Here is a 17777-nt window from a genome sequence, read left to right on the forward strand (position 1 = left end):
ATGCGTGATCTGATCCTTCAACTCAGCAAAAGTTCGATTTATTCAACAAAGTCCCGTGATGACTGTGAGGCTCATGCAAAGGTCTCGCTGATGAATTTTTCGGCCAGTTCGATCTGGCCATCGAAAAGGTGCGTCGAGCGCACGATCTGGAGAAAGGCATTCGGATCGCCCGGCCCGTCGCCGTAGAGCACCTTCCTGAGACTCTTCAGGCGCTCCAGAGTCTGGCTTTCATCCACCGCCCTCTGGTTGATCTCGCGTGGATGGGTCGAGTAATCCGAATAGATCATCTCCACCGGTAGGGAGGCGGCAATCGAATCCAGCAGGACACGAAGCAGATCCACATCCTCGGACGAAAGTCTTGTGCCCAGGGATGCGATGAGCGGGTGCTGCTCGTTGATTGCGAAACGGATGCCGCCGTGATCGGCGTAGCGCTCCCAGAACGGGGCTTGGCTCTCCTGAAAGAGCTTCTGCCCGCGCCCCCTATGCACCGTCACGCTGCGGGCAGTGATCCTGTTGAGGATCTGACGCAGCCGCTCCCGCACCCCATGCGGCGGGCGGGCACGCGATTTCTTGATGTCGATGGTCCAGGCTTCGTCCAGACTGTTGGGAAAGTCGATCTGTACCCGCGCCAACTTGGTGGCCTCACCCTTCGGCACGAGTCTGAACCAGTCGCCCCAGGCCATCAGGCGGCCATTTCGATAGACGTAGCCCCCCTGATTGGAGATGAAGTCACTGCGATCCTGGTAGTAGTCGTACTCGGACGCGGGCAGACGACTGTGGTGTGGAAGCACGTAAGGCTGCAGGCGCACCTCGGCCTCGCCGATGCGGACGATCTCCTCCGGAAGCACCTGGGTGGCAGGATTCTTTCTGCAGAAGGGATCGAATGCCGTAATCGGACGACCATTGACGGTGAGAGAAATCCTGGCATGTCCCTTGATCTCACCCGAGAGAAACCGGTGGAAGACAAGTGACAGATGTCTGCCTACTGCCTCAAGCTTCTCATTGACGATCTCGTCTCGACGATCCCCGGCCTCGTCCTCCATCAATCGGTCGAGCTCTCGCCAGATAACGGCCGTGCCCCGGGCGCCGAGCCGTTCGACATAAGGCAACCCATGGATGTCCGCATCGTCCAGGATGGAAAGAATCCAGTCGTCGGCAGCATCGATGCGATCCAGATTCCATTCGGCTCCGCAGACAGTTCCATCGCGTGTGCTCACAACGGTCAGCGAGCGACATTGGGAAAACGAGGCTGTCTTCAGGCCAAGGCCGAAGCACCCAAGATCCTTCGGCGACCGATGCTGCCTGGGGTTGCCGGTCCCATGACGCATCGCATCGAGCAGCTCGTCTTCCGTCATCCCCCTGCCGTTGTCGAGGATGACCATCACAGGATGCGCACCGGACACATCGCAGATGATGTCGATGGTGTCCGCGCCAGCGGAAATGCTGTTGTCGATCAGATCGGCAATCGCAGTTTCGAGCGAGTACCCAAGGTCCCGCATCGATTCGGAAAGGCAGGCCGCGCTCGGCGGATGGCTGCGATCACGAGCCATCGGCTTCCCCTTGCGTCTTCCTGTGAGTCAAGCGCATGGTAGGCTCCAGATTTCTGCTTCGATCGTCGCCTTCATCCGTTCGCATTGCCAGACAGACGCGCGGAGCTGCCATTTCTGCAGACATTCAGGTGGAAGATATTCACGACCATGCGCGTTCCGACCACTCCGCAGCGCAGCCGCATGATGTCGAGTATTCGCGGAAAGAACACCCGGCCGGAACGGATACTTCGCTCCCTTCTTTTCGCCAGGGGTTTTCGATATCGACTTCATGTGCGGGGGCTGCCCGGCTCCCCCGACCTTGTGTTCCCGAAGCGCAGAGCAGTGGTGTTCGTCCATGGCTGCTTCTGGCACCGACATGAAGGCTGCCGCTACACAACCACTCCCAGGACCAATGAAGATTTCTGGCGGCAGAAATTCCAGGGAAATGTCGCTCGCGACAGGCGCCATGCGGAGATGCTCCATGCCCTCGGCTGGCGCGTGGCGGTCGTCTGGGAGTGCGCCTTGAAGCACTCGGTCGAGGAGACTGCGCAAGCGGTTGAGGAGTGGCTGCATGGCGATGAGGATGTCCTGGTGATTGGTCAGAGCATTGACTAGCCCGCTTCGGCAAGCACAGTAAGCTGTTCTGGCAGGTTTCGCGGCACGCTTCCCGCCGGCCTCTTCTGTACGGCATCACCAGCCTGCCTCCGCCTCCTCCTGCTCATCTCGTTCAGAAGGCTACGAACGATCTTGGCCAGTTTGTAGGCAAGCAACGGAGGCACCGCATTGCCGACCTGGGTGTACTGCTCCGTTCGGTTGCCAGCGAAGACGTAGTTGTCGGGAAACGTCTGGAGCCGCGCCGCTTCCCTGACCGTGAGACTTCTGCATTGGGAGGGGTCGTAGTGGATGTAGTAGTGCCCGTCCTTGGCAATGTGAGCCACCACCGTGGTGGACGGTTCGTTCCTGCACTGCACGCGGAACCGATCCTTGAACGGGATCGCTTCGGATTCCCGATCGACATGCACATTGATGTGATCGGGAAGCAGCTTGGGAGGAAACACATCCAGCCGTGGGCAATATCCCCATAAATGAGCGAAGCTGGCTGAGAAAAGATAGCGAGCAAGATCGGATGCCATGTGCGCGCGCGCTTCATGCTGACAGACACCACCCAGGCTTCGGTCGTGAAGCCATTGCTGAAGCTCGGTCGGCTTCTTCGGCCTTCTGTAGCCTCGTGAAATGAAGGCGCCACCGGTCGTGGTGCTGGTTGCCGCAGCGGCAAAGGCACGCATTGTCCCGATCATGACGGACTCGTTTTCTGTTCTCCATCCCTTGACGTAAGAGGGGGCAGCCTGAACAGCCTTGCGCCATGCCTCCACTGAATCGCCACGCGACAGCTTGCTGCGGATTCGGGGAAGATCGTCAATGGCCTGTTTGACCGTGACAGGCCTTGCTACTGGTGCCAGCAACTGGTGTTGAGGCATGTCCAGCCCCTTCCTCACTCCGAGCAGAATCACGCGATGCCTGCTTTGCGGGATCCCATGGCGCTCAGAATGGATAAGGTAGTCGGTGGGTTCCAGCGAACTGCCGTCGCCCTTCTTGGTAAAGGATCGGATCTCATATTCGAGCCCATCGGTCGGCATCGAAAGATCCGCAATGATCTTCTCGAACATCGGGTCGCCGGAGTGCTTCGAGGAAAGCAGACCCTTGACATTCTCCATCACGAAGATGGTGGGCTTGTGCACCTGGATGATTCTCAGGTACTCCCTGTAGAGGAAGTGTTTTTCATCCTTGTGAAAGTCCTTGTCGTTGGCGCGTCTGGAGCGCCCCGCCAGCGAATACGCCTGGCAGGGCGGGCCGCCGATCAGCACCCAGGTTTCCTGCCCCTTCAGTGCAGCACGAATTTCCCTGTCGATACTGGCTTCGTCGGACTTGCCAAGCTCCAGGCACCTCGCCTCGGTGGCAGCATGCTCGAAGGCGCTGGCCACGGCAGGGATCCTGCGGAATGCGGCCTCATCGATCTCGCCCCGTATGTAGCTGTAGTAGTGCTTGACGTCCTTGGTGCCACGCAAACGCCTGAACACTGCCCTGAGCGTCAGCGTGCGATGTGCGACAGCATCCTTTTCAATGGAAAGGGCAATCTCGAAGAATGGCTGCCGCTTGTGGCCCTGCAGGGAAGCAAATCCTTCCCCGAGCCCTCCTGGGCCAGCAAAAAGATCAATTATGGGAACTGGCACGCCAGCAATCCTCCCCTTGGTTCCTTCCCGAATGTGATTCGGTTGCCGATTTGGTGCACGCTCACTCTGCCTCCGGCTTCTTCTTGCTGATGCTTTCGGCGATCCACCGATCCAGCTCCGAGCGGCGAAAGCGCCAGGTTCCCCCAAGCTTGAACGCCGGAATCTCTCCTTTCTGGGCAAGGCGATAAACCGTCCGTTTTCCGGCTTTGAGGTAGGCCGCGACCTCCTCAAGTGTGAGGATCTCGCTCTCGACTTCAGTCATCCGGAAACCATCCGATCTGGCCTTTCGTAGATTTCGGTTGCCAAGTTTAGCCAATTCTACCAAGCTGCGGTAGGCGCTGGCCAACTCCGCAATCCCGGGAGCATTGCACGGTTGATCGCCAGCTCGCCCCGGGAATCCGGTCATGCCGTAGTTCCCATTCCCTGCGGCGCAAAGCGAGCGCGCGCCACAGCATCTGGCCATCCGCTTCAACGGGGAATGGCACGATGGGACAGACCAACCGCCGCACATCCGCATGGCCTGCGCTTGCCGTGGTGTTGGCCGTGTCGTTCTCGGCGCTGCAGCCTGCCGCCGCTGCCGACAGCCTCGCCTCGGAGCGTGAGCAGCTCGCCGCGCTCGCCCGCCAACTCGACCTGATCGACCGCCTCGCCGAGCACGCCGCCAGTACCGCTCCGCAGGAACGCGCCCGCTACCACTTCGACCACGCCCGACTGCGCGCGGACCTGAAGCGCGTTCGCGCCGGCCTGCAGGACTACCTCGTGCCCCAGCGCGCCCAGCCGCGCGATCCCGTCCCGCTGGCCGGCGACTACGTCCGCCGCGACCGCACCGACGACGAGGAGCCGTCGCCATGACGCCCTCTGCCGATCAGGTCGCCGCCTTCCAGGCCAACGGCGGCTTTGCGCCTTCGGCCGTCTCTGCCGTGGTGCTGGGCTTCGTGTTCGCCGTGTTGCTGCTGTGGGGCGTGTGGGCCATGCGCACCGCCTACGTCGGCTGGGCCGAGCACCGCATCACTGAACGTCAGTTCCTCGCCGTCGTCGTGCGCTTCGTGGCGATGTACCTGGTGCTGACCTTCTTCCTCCTCTCCTGACCGTCACGAAAGGCCATACACCATGAACACGCCCCCGACATCCCATCGCATTCCGTCCCGCATCGCCGCTCCGCTGCTGCCGCTGGCGCTCGCGGGTCTGCCGCTGTCGGCCTTCGCGCAGGGCCTGCCGACCATGGAAGACCCATCGCGCGGCCAGGGCAGCGGCATCCTGCAGACCTTGCAGAACTACGGCTACGACATCGTGCTGCTGATCGCGCTGCTCGTGGTCGCCTCGATGTTCGTCGGTGTCTGCTATCACGCCTACACACGCTACTCGGAGATCCACACCGGCCGCGCCACCTGGGGCCAGTTCGGCCTGACGGTCGCCGTGGGCGCGATCCTGCTGGTGGTCGGCATCTGGCTGCTCACCAAGGCCACCGGCGTGCTGTGAGGGCGGCAAGCGATGGCCGTCCCTTCGGAGACCCCGCAAGACACGCTGGTGACCTTCCTGCCGCACCGGCTGAACCGCCAGCCGGTGGTCGTGCGCGGGCTGACCGCCGACGAGTTGTGGATCTGCGCCGGCCTGTCGGCCGCAGCCGGATTCGCGCTCGGCCTGCCGCTGGCCTGGCTCACGCACAGCATCGCCATGGTGCCCACGCTGATCGTCGCCGGCATCGCGCTGGGCGTCTTCGTCGGCGGTGGTTTCCTGCGCGCGCAGAAGCGCGGCCGGCCCGACACCTGGCTATACCGGCAGATCCAGTGGCGGTTGGCCCTCAGGCATCCGGCGCTGGCGGCGCTCCTGGGCGGCCAGCGCCTCATCACCCGCTCGGGCTTTTGGACTACCCGGCGCAATGCCGATCGAGGTGCGCCATGAGCCGTTTCAAGAACGAGGTTGCGCACTTGCAGGCGCACGTGAAGACGTTGCGTCTGGGGGCCGGCGCGTTGTTCGTGGCGGCGCTGCTGCTCGGCTTCGGTTGGTGGAGTGCGCCGAAGAGTCTGACCATCCATGTGCCGCCGGACCTGCGCTCGGGCAGCGCGCGCAAGTGGTGGGACGTGCCGCCTGAGAGCGTGTATGCCTTCTCGTTCTACATCTGGCAGCAGGTGCAGCGCTGGCCCACGAACGGCGAAGAAGACTACCCGCGCAACCTGCGCGCGCTGTCGGCCTACCTCACGCCGAGCTGCCGGGCCTTTCTGCAGCAGGACTACGAGTACCGGCGCGCCAGTGGCGAGCTGCGTCAGCGCGTGCGCGGCATCTACGAGATTCCCGGCCGCGGCTACGGCGATGATCCGGCCACGCGCGTCAAGGTGGTTTCCGACCGCGATTGGATCGTCACGCTCGATGTGAGCGCGGACGAATACTACGGCTCCGAGCAGGTCAAGCGCGCCCTGGTGCGCTACCCCATCAAGGTCGTCCGGCTGGACATCGACCCCGAGCGCAACCCCTTCGGCCTGGCGCTGGACTGTTACGCCGGCGCACCCCAGCGCATCGAACCGCCGCCGACGCCGACCCAGGCCGGCGCGCCCGCCAACGCCTCCGGTCACCTGCAGGGAGACTCCCCATGAAGCCCGTTGCCATGTCGGCCCTGGCCGGCGCCCTGCTGACCCTCGGTTTCGTGCCGCCCAGCCAGGCCGTGGAAATCCTGCGCTGGGAGCGCCTGCCCCTGCCGGTGCCGCTGGTGGTCGGTCAGGAGCGCGTGGTATTCATCGACCGCAATGTGCGCGTCGGCGTGCCGGCCAGCGTCGGCGACCATCTACGCGTGCAGAGTGCGGGCGGCGCGATCTACCTGCGGGCGAGCGAGCCGATTTCGCCCACGCGGCTGCAACTGCAGGACGTGGAATCCGGCGCGCTGATCCTGCTCGACATCGCCGCCGAGCCGGCGAAGGACGGCCAGGCGCCGCTGGAGCCAGTGCGCATCGTGGAAGCGGAAGCCCCCGCGAAGCGCTACGGCGGCGGTGCAGCAGGCGGCGCGGACGAGCAGGCCGATGCGCCCGCAGACAAATCCGTTCCCCGGCGCGAAACGCCGGTACCGGTCGTGCTGACGCGTCATGCCGCTCAGAACCTGTACGCGCCGCTGCGCACCGTCGAGCCGGTCGCCGGCATCGGGCGCGCAAACCTGCGCCGCGACCTCGCGCTGGACACCTTGCTGCCGACGCTGCCGGTGTACGCGCGGGCGCTGGCCGCCTGGCGCCTGGAAGACCAGTGGGTGACGGCCGTGCGACTCACCAACACCGCCGCGCGCTGGCTCGACCTCGACCCGCGCGCTTTGCAGGGGAACTTCGTGGCGGCGACCTTCCAGCATCCGAACCTAGGGCCGGCCGGCACCCCGTCCGACACCACGGTGCTCTACCTGGTCACGCGCGGCCACGGTCTGGCCGAGTCGCTGCTGCCGGCGCTGAGCCCGATCGATGCCACCGTGAACCTGCTGCCGGCCGCCGCGGCGGGCTCCACCGGAGGAGCGCGCGATGAAGAGTAATCCGCTGCTCAAGTGGCTGCTGATCCCGATGGCGCTGTTGCTGATGTTCGTCGGCATCAGACTGTTCTCTGGCGTCCCCAGTGGCCAGCCGGCCCCCATGGGCGCGGCCAGTACGCTCACGCCCGAGGAGATGAAAGCCCTGGGCATCGCAGGCGACACGCCGCGCGATACCGTCGCCACGCTGGTGGCCCAGGTGAAGCAGTTGCGCACCGAGCTGCAGAGCGCGCTCGGCGACAACAAGCAGCACAAGGCCGAGAACGAGCGCCTGCGTGCCCGGGAAAGCGCGATCGACCAGCGCATCCAGAGCGCGCTGGAAGGCGAGCGCAACCGCCTGGAGCAGGAGCGCACCCAGGTGGCCAGCGACAGGCAGCAGACCCAGGGGCTGCTGCAGGATCTGCAGCGGCAACTGGACGGCCTTGCCGGCAAGGGTGGCCCGTCCGACCTGCCCGTCGGGCTGGGGCTGGAAGAGGGTGACGGCAAGCGCTTCAACCGCGGCGTCGGTGGTACGCAGTGGGTCGAGCCCGACGATGCCAAGGTCGACGCCAAAAACGGCAGCAAGGAGCCGAGCTTTCCCCTGAGCTTCGGGCCGGCCCAGAAAAGCCTGTCGGCCGCAGTGGAATCCGTCGCCGACGTCGGCAGCCGCGCGGTGGGCGCCTCCACGAAGGCGGTCTACACCGTGCCGTCGAACTCGACGCTCATGGGGTCGATTGCCATGACGGCGCTGATCGGGCGTGTGCCGATCGATGGAACCGTCAACGATCCCTATCCGTTCAAGGTGCTGATCGGCCCGGACAACCTCACGGCCAACGGCATCGACATCCCCGACGTGGCCGGCGCCGTGGTCAGCGGCACGGCCTCGGGCGACTGGACGCTCTCGTGCGTGCGCGGGCAAATCCGCTCGGTCACGTTCGTGTTCCAGGACGGCACCATCCGCACGGTGCCGCAGGACAGCAGCAAGGGCAGTAGCAGCGGCGGCAACTCGGGGCACAACGGCGCCAGCATCCAAGGCGGCCTGGGCTGGATCAGCGACCCCTACGGCATTCCCTGCGTCAGCGGCGAGCGGCGCAGCAACGCCCAGCAGTACCTGGGCAGCCAGGCACTCATCACCGCGGCCGGCGCCGGCGCGGCCTCGCTCATCAAGTCCGACAACGGCAGCGTGGCCGTGGTCGCCAACAGCAACGGTTCGCTGGGCACCGTCGGCATCAGCGGCAACGAAGCGATGGGCCGCATCCTCGCGGGCGGCGTGCGCGACATGGCCGATTGGGTCAACAAGCTCTACGGCCAGGCCTTCGCGGCGGTCTACGTGCAGCCCGGCGCCAGGGTGGCCGTGCATCTGGAGCAACCGCTCGACATCGACTACGACGCCAAGGGGCGTCGGGTCCACCACCGCACCGGAGAAGCCCATGCCTCGGATCTGGATTGACGCGGCCGCCGTGCTGCTGGCGGCCACCCTGCTCGGCGGCTGCGCCACCAGCAAGGAGAAGCTGCTGCCGCACGGCGACAGCACCATGCTCGACATCTGGCATCAGGAGGCCGGCGGCAGCGCGGGCGGCGGCCAGGCCGCGAGGCAACTGCTCGATGCGCGCCAGGGCCTGCGCCGGCCGCTGACCGAGGCCGCTGTGGAGGCAGCGCCCGGCGTGCAGGCGCGCTACACCCGTACCGCGCAGAACGAGATTCACCGCCAGTTCTATCGCCTGCCGAACCCCGACCTGGTGATGTACGTGTTCCCGCACCTGGCGGGCACCGACCCGGTGCCGGTGCCCGGCTACAGCACGGTGTTCCCGCTCTACCAGCGCGTGCAGTACGCGATGCCGGGCGAGCGCGTGGAGGACTACTGATGGCCTGGTCGCTGTCGTGGTCACGCAAGGGCGACGCATCGCCTGCTGACGCCGTGGATGCGACCGATGATGCCTGGGCACGGCACGTGGCGGCCTTGGTGGCACAGGGTGTCGCCGAGCCGGGCAGCGCGCTCGGCCGGGGCCGGCGCAGGCCGGCCACCCAGGCCGACCACGATGCGCTCTATGGCGTCGCGCCGTCGTTCGCGGACTTGCTGCCCTGGGTCGAGTACCTGCCCGGCAGCAAGTGCATGTTGCTGGAAGATGGCCAGTCGGTGGCGGCCTTCTTCGAGCTGGCGCCGGTCGGCACCGAGGGCCGCGAGATGGCCTGGCTATGGCAGGCGCGCGATGCGCTGGAGAACGCCCTGCAGGACTCCTTCGACGAGTTGGACGACAACCCCTGGGTGGTGCAGCTCTACGCCCAGGACGAGGCCAACTGGGACAACTATCTGCGCTCCCTGGCGAACTATCTGCAGCCGCGTGCGCAAGGCAGCGCATTCAGCGACTTCTACCTGCGTTTCTTCGCCCATCACCTGCGGGCCATCGCCAAGCCGGGTGGCCTGTTCGAGGATACTGCCGTGACGCGCCTGCCTTGGCGCGGCCAGGTCCGGCGCGTGCGCATGGTCGTCTACCGCAGCACGTCCGCGGCCCCGGCCTCGCGGCGCGGCCAGTCGCCCGAGCAGGCGCTGACGACGATCTGCGACCGCCTCGTCGGCGGGCTGGCGAATGCCGGCGTGAAAGCCCGGCGTCTCGGCGCGGCGGACATCCACGCCTGGCTGCTGCGCTGGTTCAACCCGAATCCGACTTTGCTCGGCGCCACTGCCGAAGATCGGGAACGCTTCTACGCGCTGACCCGCTACCCGGGAGAGCGGGAGGAGGGCGAGATCGAACTCGCCAGCGGCACCGACTTCGCGCAGCGCCTGTTCTTCGGCCAGCCACGTTCGGACGTGCCCAACGGCCTGTGGTTCTTCGATGGCATGCCGCATCGGGTGATCGTGATGGATCGTCTGCGCACGCCGCCGGCGACCGGCCATCTGACCGGTGAGACGCGCAAAGGCGGCGATGCCATGAACGCGCTGTTCGACCAGATGCCCGAGGATACGGTGATGTGCCTGACGCTGGTCGCCACACCCCAGGACGTACTGGAGGCGCACCTCAACCACCTCGCCAGGAAGGCCGTCGGCGAGACCCTGGCCTCGGAGCAGACCCGGCAGGACGTGCAGCAGGCGCGCGGGCTGATCGGCAGCGCGCACAAGCTCTACCGTGGCGCGCTGGCGTTCTACCTGCGCGGCCGCGACCTGGCCCAGCTCGATGCGCGCGGCCTGCAGCTCGTCAACGTGATGCTCAACGCCGGCCTGCAACCGGTACGCGAAGAGGACGAGGTGGCGCCGCTGAACAGCTATCTACGCTGGCTGCCGTGCGTGTTCGATCCGGCGGCCGACAAGCGCCAGTGGTACACCCAGCTCATGTTCGCGCAACATGCGGCGAACCTGGCGCCGGTCTGGGGCCGCAGTCAGGGCACGGGGCATCCGGGCATCACGTTCTTCAACCGCGGCGGCGGCCCGATCACCTTCGATCCGTTGAACCGCCTCGACCGGCAGATGAACGCGCATCTATTCCTGTTCGGCCCCACGGGTTCGGGCAAGAGCGCGACGCTCAACAACATCCTGAACCAGGTGACGGCGATCTACCGGCCGCGCCTGTTCATCGTCGAGGCGGGCAACAGCTTCGGCCTGTTCGGCGACTTCGCGGCACGGCTGGGCCTCACCGTGCATCGGGTGAAGCTCGCGCCGGGCGCGGGCGTCAGTCTGGCTCCGTTCGCCGACGCCTGGCGCCTGGTCGATACGCCGAGCCAGGTACAGACGCTGGACGCCGATGCGCTCGACGAAGACCAGACCGATGCCGGCATGGCCGTGGAAGGCGACGAGCAGCGCGACGTGCTCGGCGAGCTGGAGATCACTGCACGGCTGATGATTACCGGCGGCGAGGACAAGGAAGAAGCGCGCATGACGCGCGCCGACCGCAGCCTGATCCGCCAGTGCATTCTCGATGCGGCCCAGCATTGCGTGGCGGACAGACGCACGGTGCTCACGCGCGATGTGCGCGACGCGCTGCGCGAGCGCGCCCGCGACGCCACGCTGCCGGAGATGCGGCGCGCACGGCTGCTGGAGATGGCCGACGCCATGGATATGTTCTGCCAGGACGTGGACGGCGAGATGTTCGACCGGTCCGGCACGCCGTGGCCCGAGGCGGACATCACCATCGTGGACCTGGCCACCTTCGCGCGCGAGGGCTACAACGCCCAACTCTCGATTGCCTACATCTCGCTCATCAACACCGTCAACAACATCGCCGAGCGCGACCAGTTCCTGGGCCGCCCGATCATCAACGTGACGGACGAAGGCCACATCATCACGAAGAACCCGCTGCTCGCGCCCTACGTGGTCAAGATCACCAAGATGTGGCGCAAGCTCGGCGCCTGGTTCTGGCTCGCCACGCAGAACCTGGACGACCTGCCGAAAGCGGCCGAGCCCATGCTCAACATGATCGAGTGGTGGATCTGCCTGTCGATGCCGCCCGATGAGGTCGAGAAGATCGCGCGCTTCCGCGAACTCAACGCTTCGCAGAAGGCGCTGATGCTCTCGGCCCGCAAGGAGGCCGGCAAGTTCAGCGAGGGCGTCATCCTGTCCAAGTCGATGGAGGTGCTGTTCCGCGCCGTGCCGCCCAGCCTCTACCTGGCGATGGCGATGACCGAGCCCGAGGAGAAGGCCGAACGCTTCCAGTTGATGCAGCAGCACGGCATCAGCGAGCTGGATGCCGCCTTCCGCGTGGCCGAGAAGATCGACCGTGCGCGGGGCATCGAACCTCTGACGCTGGACACGTTGGCCTGACGGGAGCAACACGATGCGCATGCCTTCATTCGCCCGCCGTCATTCCTGGATCGGTCTGCTGATCGTGGCGACGACTGGGGTTGCCTCGTGGATGCTGCTGCGCGCGCCGCATCCGGCAACCGAGCCCATGTCCCTGGCCGCCGCCGGGTCCGAAGCGTCGAAACCGGCCGGCCCGCCCTGGCTGTATGGCCGTGCCGATGCGCGCTTCACGGTGGTTGGGTACGCCGACCTGGAGTGTCCGTACTGCCGGGCCTACTTCCCCGCGCTCAAGCGCTGGATCGACGCCCATCCCGAGGTGAACTGGCAGTGGCACCACCTGCCGCTGTCCATGCACGAGCCGGCCGCGACCGCCGCGGCACGCCTGGCCGAGTGCGCGGGCGAGACGGGCGGACATGCCACGTTCTGGCAGGCCGTGGCGTGGCTCTACTCGAATACCCGTGGCGACGGCCAGGGCCTGCGCTATCCCGACCTCACACCAACCATGCAGGGTTGTCTCGACAGCGATCGCCCCGATGCCGTCATCCGTGCCCAGGCGGCGGAAGCGGCACAGCAGGGCATCGCGGCGACGCCGGCCTTGCAACTGCGCGACCGCGAGTCCGGCAAGACCCTCCTGCTGCACGGTCCCGTCGAAGGCGATGCCTTGCTGTCGGCCATCGATCTGCTCGCCGCCGGCAGCACGACCGCAGCCGAACCCACCCATTCCCCAGAAATGCCCGCCGGCGTTGCCGGTGACATGCCCAGGTAGCCATCGATCTTCAAGGCTGCGGCGCGGCTCGTCCGCGTTGATCGAAACCCGTTCGCATCGCATCCCTTGACGCGAACAGCCACCGCACCCGCGGTGGTGGATGCCCGCTCGTCACCTGTTCCATCCCCATCGTCCCCAGGAGGGTTTGCCCTCCAGGGCAGGCGCCCTCCGATCTCATCCATTGGAGGTTCGCCATGTCTCTCGTCATCGCCGACTCCCGCCCGGAGTCGCTCACCCTGATCGCCGCCCAGCACGAAGACTGGATCATCCGGCAGGCCATCACCCTGCTGGAGAACCGCGTGTTCAAGGCCGGTCCAGCGCTGGGCAGTCCCGCCGCCGTGCGCGACTACCTGCGCCTGAAACTGGTCGCGGAGCCGAACGAAATCTTCGCCGTCGTGTTTCTCGACAACCAGCACCAGGTGCTCGCCTTTGAGCCGCTGTTCAAGGGCACGGTCGACCAGACTTCGGTGTATCCGAGGGTGGTGGTCCAGCGTGCGCTGGCGCTCAACGCTTCGGCGCTGATCCTGGCGCATCAGCACCCCTCGGGGAACACCGAGCCCTCGGCCGCTGATCGTGCGATCACCGAGCGACTGAAGAGCGCGCTGGCCACCGTCGATGTCCGGGTGCTGGATCACTTCATCGTCGGCAAGGGCAGCCCGTACTCGTTCCCCGAAGCCGGCTTGTTGTAGTCCGCAGGCGCCCCTTCCGGGGGCGCCTTGCGTCTTGCCCCTATCCACACGTTCGCGATGCGCTCTGATGGTCGCGACTTTCGGAAGCTTGGAAGGCTTGTGGGATAGGCGGCTGAACCGGCCTTTACCTGTTGAGAAGCACACCTTTACATGGCAGAATGTGCATATTTTCTAGTTGCCAGCAACGCGAATGTCTGCCGTCACCGCCATCCAGTACACTCAGGACCAGATGCGCACGCTAACCGGCGTGTCCGTCGAAACGGTGCGGCATTGGCGCAAGACCGTGCCCTACTTGGCGTCCAAGACCGGGAAGGCTGCCCGATTCACCTTCGCGGATCTCCTAGGCTTGGCCGTTACCAATGAGTTGGTCAGCTCGTTGGGAGTGCACATCGCCACCGTCAGCGTCGGCGTTGACGCGCTCTTTCGGTTGCTGGGCACGAGTAGCGCATTGGCGCTGAATGGGTCCGTGGCGTTCGTGACGGCCACTTCGGCGACCCTGTGCGATATCGGCCCCGAGGGGATTGGACCGGCGCCGACGCAACCGACTCTCGTCATCCCGCTCGATCCGTTGATCATGCGGCTTCAGCAGCACATGCTGCCGATCGTCCCGACGCCGAGCCAGGCAGCGTTGCCGTTTCCACCCGAAGCTATCCGGAGTAGGGCGTGAACACTGCCACGCTGGAACAGGTGCTCGCCGCAACCGGCTACCTGCCGGACGGGCGACCCGCGCCCGGCCTTCGGTTGGGGGCTGAGGCGCAGTCCTCGCGCCACGGCCGCGTTTTTGTTCCGGACGCATTGTGGCGCAGCGCGTCGTCGTTGACCGTCTACTTCAAGTTTGAGCAAAGCGCGCCTGCAGACGATCTGGTCAGCCAGTGGCGACGAGAGGTCTGGAACGAGGGGTTCGCGCCGTTGCTGTGGGTGATCTCGCCGCAGCGTATCGACCTGTACAACGGTTTCGGCACGCCCGCGAAAGAAGGCGATGCCCAGAGACATTTGATTCGGCGTTTCGAGAACATCGAAGCTTCGCTTCATGAACTGGACGAGTTGGCCGGCCGACTGGCGATCGAGACGGGCCAATTCTGGGCCCAGGTGCCGGCCATCGATCGCAAGACCAGCGTCGATCAGAAGCTCCTGTCTGACCTTGGATGTCTCGAACGCGATTTGGTCGCAGGCAATCTCGCGCGCGATGCGGCGCAGGCCTTGATTGGGCGCGTGATCTTCACCCAGTACCTGATTGACCGCGAGATCGTCAGTGCGGCGCGGTTGAAGCGGGTATGCGGCCGCACGGCGTTGCCGGCGATCCTGCGCGACCGGCCAGCGACCAGCAAGCTGTTCGCATGGCTGGCCCAGACCTTCAACGGCGATATGTTTCCGCCCTCGTCGGTGAAAACGACACCAGCAGCTCACCATTTGACGCGGGTTGCGGAGTTCCTGGAGGCTGTCGATCCTGAAAGCGGGCAACTCAGCTTCTTCCCCTACCAGTTCGACGTGATTCCGGTCGAGCTCATCAGCTCGATCTACGAGCAGTTTGCACATGCTGAGCCGCAGACTGGAGGAAAGCGCACAGAAGCGTTGCGAAACGGCGTGCACTACACGCGACTGTCCGTCGTCTCGCTGGTCCTCGATGAGGTCATGGATGGTCTATCTGGACGGGAGTCGGTGCTGGATTTGACGTGCGGCTCCGGTGTCTTCCTGGTCGAAGCGCTGCGGCGCTTGGTTCATCTTCGCTCGCAAGGTCAGCCGCCCACGAGGGAGCTGATCCGCTCGACGCTCTACGGGCAGGTGTATGGCGTAGACATTAGCGAAGCCGCGATTCGCGTCGCTGCGTTCAGCCTGTACCTGGCTGCGCTTGAGCTGGACCCTGACCCGCAACCACCGCAGTCCCTGAAGTTCCAGCCATTGATCGGCAGGACATTGCTCGTCGGTGACGCTCGTACTGTCGAACGTGATGGAGATGGCAAGGCCGTGCTGGCGACGCCGACAGGGCTGAAGCAGTTCGACCTTATCGTGGGCAATCCCCCTTGGAGCTTTAGGGGGCAGACAGGAACCGAAGCGCGGCGCAAGACCAGGGTTGCGGGCGTACCTGCGCAACCGCGCGGTGAAGGCTTGGATTTCGTGTTGCGAGCGGCGGAGTTCTCACATGAGAAGACCCGTTTCGGCATCATTCTTAGCGCGATGCCGTTCTTCAGCCGCAGCGGCACCGGCATGGCAGCAGCTCAGCATGTGATGCGAGCCGTGGCTCCGATCACCTTGGTAAATCTGTCCAATTTGTGCAGTTGGCTCTTCGCGACAGCGGCCATGCCCGCAGTGGTTCTCTTTGCCCGTCATCGACCGAAGCAGCGAACGGATCAGGTCACGGTCGTTCAGATCCCGTGGACGCCCAGCGGTGCAAGGACTCATTCGTTCGAGGTGGCGCCGAGTGACGTCATCACTTTGACACTCGACGAAATCCAAGAACAGCCGTTGAAGCTCAAGGCAGCAGCCGTTGGCCGGCGCCGTGACCTCCTATTGCTGGATGACTTGACTTCGGCCCACAGAAATCTGGGCGAGCAACTCTCATTACTCGACACTACCTTCCAGGTTGGATTGATTCGCGGGGCCCCAGAGAATCAGACGCGCGATGCTCGCCCGCTAAAAGGATTGGATGTACTGCAAGTCAAAGACATGCAGCACTTCAACATTCCCGATGATTTGCCGACTTTCAGCCAATCGAAGGCACAATGGCCACGATCGCGGGAGATATATCAAGCCCCGCTTCTCATCGTGAAGGAAATGCTTCTGGGGAGTCCACGCGTCTTGGCGGCCGTCTCCGAGCGGGATCTCGTCTTCACGAACTCATACTTCGCAGTGTCTCTTCCGAGAGGGCACACGCGGACGGCACATTTGCTTGCCACCGTGTTGAGTTCTGCTTTTGCGACATGGTTCTTCTATCTGACCGCTGCAGAGTTTGGAATCTACAAGAGGAAGCTGCTGGCTCGCGACCTCAGCTTCCTACCGGTGCCTAATTTCACGAGCGCAGTGAAATCTGAGGCTGGCCAGCGCCTGCTGCAGATTGAGAAGAATCTGCGCGCCAACGGCACCGACGAGAGGGGATGGGCTGAACTGGACGAAGCTGTCTTCGATCTGTACGAACTGAACGATGCCGACCGAACTGTCATTCGAGACGGCCTCCTTCGCGCCGGGTGGCAATGGGAAACCGGCCGCGACTCATCCGTGGAGCCATCGGACAGTCGTACTGAGGTCACGGCGTATGCCAAGACGTTCCTGTCCGTTATCGAGGATTGGCTTTCCGTTCGCAATAAGCGGCACATGCGCGCCGAAGTGCTCGACTTGCCAAGCAGTTCGGCCTTGCGCGTCGTGCGCTTTGTCTTGGAAGAGGGGCCGGGTAATGCGAGCGTGAGCGTCGTGGCACCACAAGGCGAATTGGGTGAAGTACTGGCACGTATCGGCAGGCGCCTGAAAGTCAAGATTGCGACCGCGCTCAGTGCAGAGCGGGAATTGCGAGTACACGGACGCAACGAAGTCGTGATCATCAAGCCAGCAGCGCGGCGCTACTGGATGGGCATAGCGGCACTGGAAGATGCCGATGCAGTGGTCGCGGAGAGCTTTTCAGGGGGCAAAGTTTGAGGATCCCCTATGAGACACCTCCTGCACTGGGCAGAGAGTTCATTGAACTTGAGCCCGAGGTTGTGGCGGTCATTCTGCTGACACTGGCCGCAGGTTGGCAGCAAGCATGCGCAGCCGAGGACGTGAATGCCAACGCTGGAGAGGTAATCATGACCGAGCGCCTGCGGGACGGGATGCGCATTGCGCTGAAGAACTCCCCGTGGAAGCAGATCATGGTGCTGCCTGGCACGGAATCGCGATCTAAAAGCAACGTGATGCTGCCAGACGGACGTACCGACATCCCGCTGGCGTTCGTCGAAATTTTCTTGCGCACGCAGGAGCATGATCCGCACGCGATCATCGAATGCAAACGAATCGCCGGGTCGGACACTCACTTGTGTCGAGAGTACGTCGTCGAGGGCATGGATCGATTCATCCAGGAGAAGTACGGCGAGAACCATGCTATCGGCTTCATGGTGGGGTACGTTCTTGCCGGCGTTCCTTCGGAATCCGCGGATGGCGTCAACGCTTACTTGAGAAGAGTTTCGCGCTCGGTAGATCGCCTCGCCCCGAGCGACATCAGTGACGGGACTTGGCAGAGCCTACACGCACGCTCCAAGCCGTCGATGCCGATTCGCTTACAGCATGCGTTTCTTGGGTTCGCGGGCACCTCAGCGTCCCGCACCTGATCTCCGCCTCCGACAGGAGGCAATCACAACGCTCACAACGGCATAGGGTATGAAACCGGC

Annotated in this window: 18 protein-coding genes and 1 pseudogene; 16 read left to right on the top strand and 3 right to left on the bottom strand. The window is 64.5% G+C overall.

Going from position 1 to position 17777, the window contains the following annotated elements:
* Positions 1-71: 71 nt before the first annotated feature.
* Positions 72-1550: an ATP-binding protein gene (locus tag HX884_RS15910; RefSeq protein WP_178328470.1), complete on the bottom strand. Its 1479-nt coding sequence runs from the start codon at positions 1548-1550 to the stop codon at positions 72-74.
* Positions 1551-1733: 183 nt separating this feature from the next.
* Here HX884_RS15910 and HX884_RS27255 point away from each other — a divergent pair.
* Positions 1734-1991, top strand: a pseudogene (locus tag HX884_RS27255) (very short patch repair endonuclease); the annotation flags it as partial.
* 12 nt (positions 1992-2003) lie between these two features.
* Entirely contained in the window at positions 2004-2144 is a 141-nt protein-coding gene (locus HX884_RS27260) for a hypothetical protein (protein ID WP_249166347.1), read from the top strand.
* Here the strand turns inward: HX884_RS27260 and HX884_RS15920 are convergent.
* Positions 2141-3760 (bottom strand): DNA cytosine methyltransferase, encoded by a 1620-nt coding sequence (locus tag HX884_RS15920; protein ID WP_034037669.1) that lies wholly within the window; start codon positions 3758-3760, stop codon positions 2141-2143. The two genes, HX884_RS27260 and HX884_RS15920, sit on opposite strands and share 4 nt — an antisense overlap.
* 61 nt (positions 3761-3821) lie before the next feature.
* The gene (locus HX884_RS15925) at positions 3822-4022 is read right to left on the bottom strand and encodes a helix-turn-helix domain-containing protein (RefSeq protein ID WP_009397209.1); all 201 of its coding nucleotides are present in this window, start codon (positions 4020-4022) and stop codon (positions 3822-3824) included.
* A gap of 224 nt (positions 4023-4246) precedes the next feature.
* Here HX884_RS15925 and HX884_RS15930 point away from each other — a divergent pair, with 224 nt between their 5' ends.
* The 14 genes from HX884_RS15930 to HX884_RS15995 all read left to right on the top strand — a co-directional run bounded on the left by HX884_RS15930 (position 4247) and on the right by HX884_RS15995 (position 17717).
* Positions 4247-4612, top strand: coding sequence for an RAQPRD family integrative conjugative element protein (locus HX884_RS15930; RefSeq protein WP_058198323.1), 366 nt, complete (start codon positions 4247-4249; stop codon positions 4610-4612).
* Positions 4609-4848, top strand: a complete 240-nt coding sequence (locus HX884_RS15935; protein WP_010792128.1) for a TIGR03758 family integrating conjugative element protein — start codon at positions 4609-4611, stop codon at positions 4846-4848. The genes HX884_RS15930 and HX884_RS15935 overlap by 4 nt, the downstream gene beginning before the upstream one ends.
* 22 nt (positions 4849-4870) lie before the next feature.
* Positions 4871-5239: a TIGR03745 family integrating conjugative element membrane protein gene (locus HX884_RS15940; RefSeq protein ID WP_031754986.1), complete on the top strand. Its 369-nt coding sequence runs from the start codon at positions 4871-4873 to the stop codon at positions 5237-5239.
* A gap of 12 nt (positions 5240-5251) precedes the next feature.
* Positions 5252-5662, top strand: a complete 411-nt coding sequence (locus HX884_RS15945; RefSeq protein WP_034037663.1) for a TIGR03750 family conjugal transfer protein — start codon at positions 5252-5254, stop codon at positions 5660-5662.
* Complete coding sequence (locus tag HX884_RS15950) at positions 5659-6351, top strand: PFL_4703 family integrating conjugative element protein (protein ID WP_034037661.1); 693 nt, start codon at positions 5659-5661, stop codon at positions 6349-6351. Before HX884_RS15945 ends, HX884_RS15950 begins: the two co-directional genes overlap by 4 nt.
* The gene (locus tag HX884_RS15955; protein WP_058198322.1) at positions 6348-7262 is read left to right on the top strand and encodes a TIGR03749 family integrating conjugative element protein; all 915 of its coding nucleotides are present in this window, start codon (positions 6348-6350) and stop codon (positions 7260-7262) included. Before HX884_RS15950 ends, HX884_RS15955 begins: the two co-directional genes overlap by 4 nt.
* Positions 7252-8685 (top strand): TIGR03752 family integrating conjugative element protein, encoded by a 1434-nt coding sequence (locus HX884_RS15960; protein ID WP_058198321.1) that lies wholly within the window; start codon positions 7252-7254, stop codon positions 8683-8685. Before HX884_RS15955 ends, HX884_RS15960 begins: the two co-directional genes overlap by 11 nt.
* A complete protein-coding gene (locus HX884_RS15965; RefSeq protein WP_178328471.1) occupies positions 8666-9100 on the top strand; it encodes a TIGR03751 family conjugal transfer lipoprotein in 435 nt (144 codons plus the stop codon). Before HX884_RS15960 ends, HX884_RS15965 begins: the two co-directional genes overlap by 20 nt.
* A complete protein-coding gene (locus HX884_RS15970; protein ID WP_178328472.1) occupies positions 9100-11988 on the top strand; it encodes a conjugative transfer ATPase in 2889 nt (962 codons plus the stop codon). Before HX884_RS15965 ends, HX884_RS15970 begins: the two co-directional genes overlap by 1 nt.
* Before the next feature lie 13 nt (positions 11989-12001).
* On the top strand, positions 12002-12733 hold the full coding sequence (locus tag HX884_RS15975) for a thioredoxin domain-containing protein (protein ID WP_178328473.1): 732 nt from the start codon (positions 12002-12004) through the stop codon (positions 12731-12733).
* A 194-nt stretch (positions 12734-12927) separates the two neighbouring features.
* Positions 12928-13422 (top strand): DNA repair protein RadC, encoded by a 495-nt coding sequence (gene radC, locus HX884_RS15980; RefSeq protein ID WP_178328474.1) that lies wholly within the window; start codon positions 12928-12930, stop codon positions 13420-13422.
* A 190-nt stretch (positions 13423-13612) separates the two neighbouring features.
* Positions 13613-14089, top strand: coding sequence for a MerR family transcriptional regulator (locus tag HX884_RS15985; protein WP_016446149.1), 477 nt, complete (start codon positions 13613-13615; stop codon positions 14087-14089).
* Complete coding sequence (locus tag HX884_RS15990; protein WP_058176011.1) at positions 14086-17049, top strand: class I SAM-dependent DNA methyltransferase; 2964 nt, start codon at positions 14086-14088, stop codon at positions 17047-17049. The genes HX884_RS15985 and HX884_RS15990 overlap by 4 nt, the downstream gene beginning before the upstream one ends.
* Positions 17046-17717 carry a hypothetical protein gene (locus HX884_RS15995; protein WP_256737167.1) on the top strand — a complete coding sequence of 224 codons (672 nt, stop codon included), beginning with the start codon at positions 17046-17048 and terminating at the stop codon, positions 17715-17717. Before HX884_RS15990 ends, HX884_RS15995 begins: the two co-directional genes overlap by 4 nt.
* Positions 17718-17777 lie beyond the last annotated feature (60 nt).

Origin of the sequence: Enterobacter sp. SECR19-1250 (genome assembly GCF_013391025.1) — a bacterium.
GTDB lineage: Bacteria > Pseudomonadota > Gammaproteobacteria > Enterobacterales > Enterobacteriaceae > Enterobacter > Enterobacter cloacae.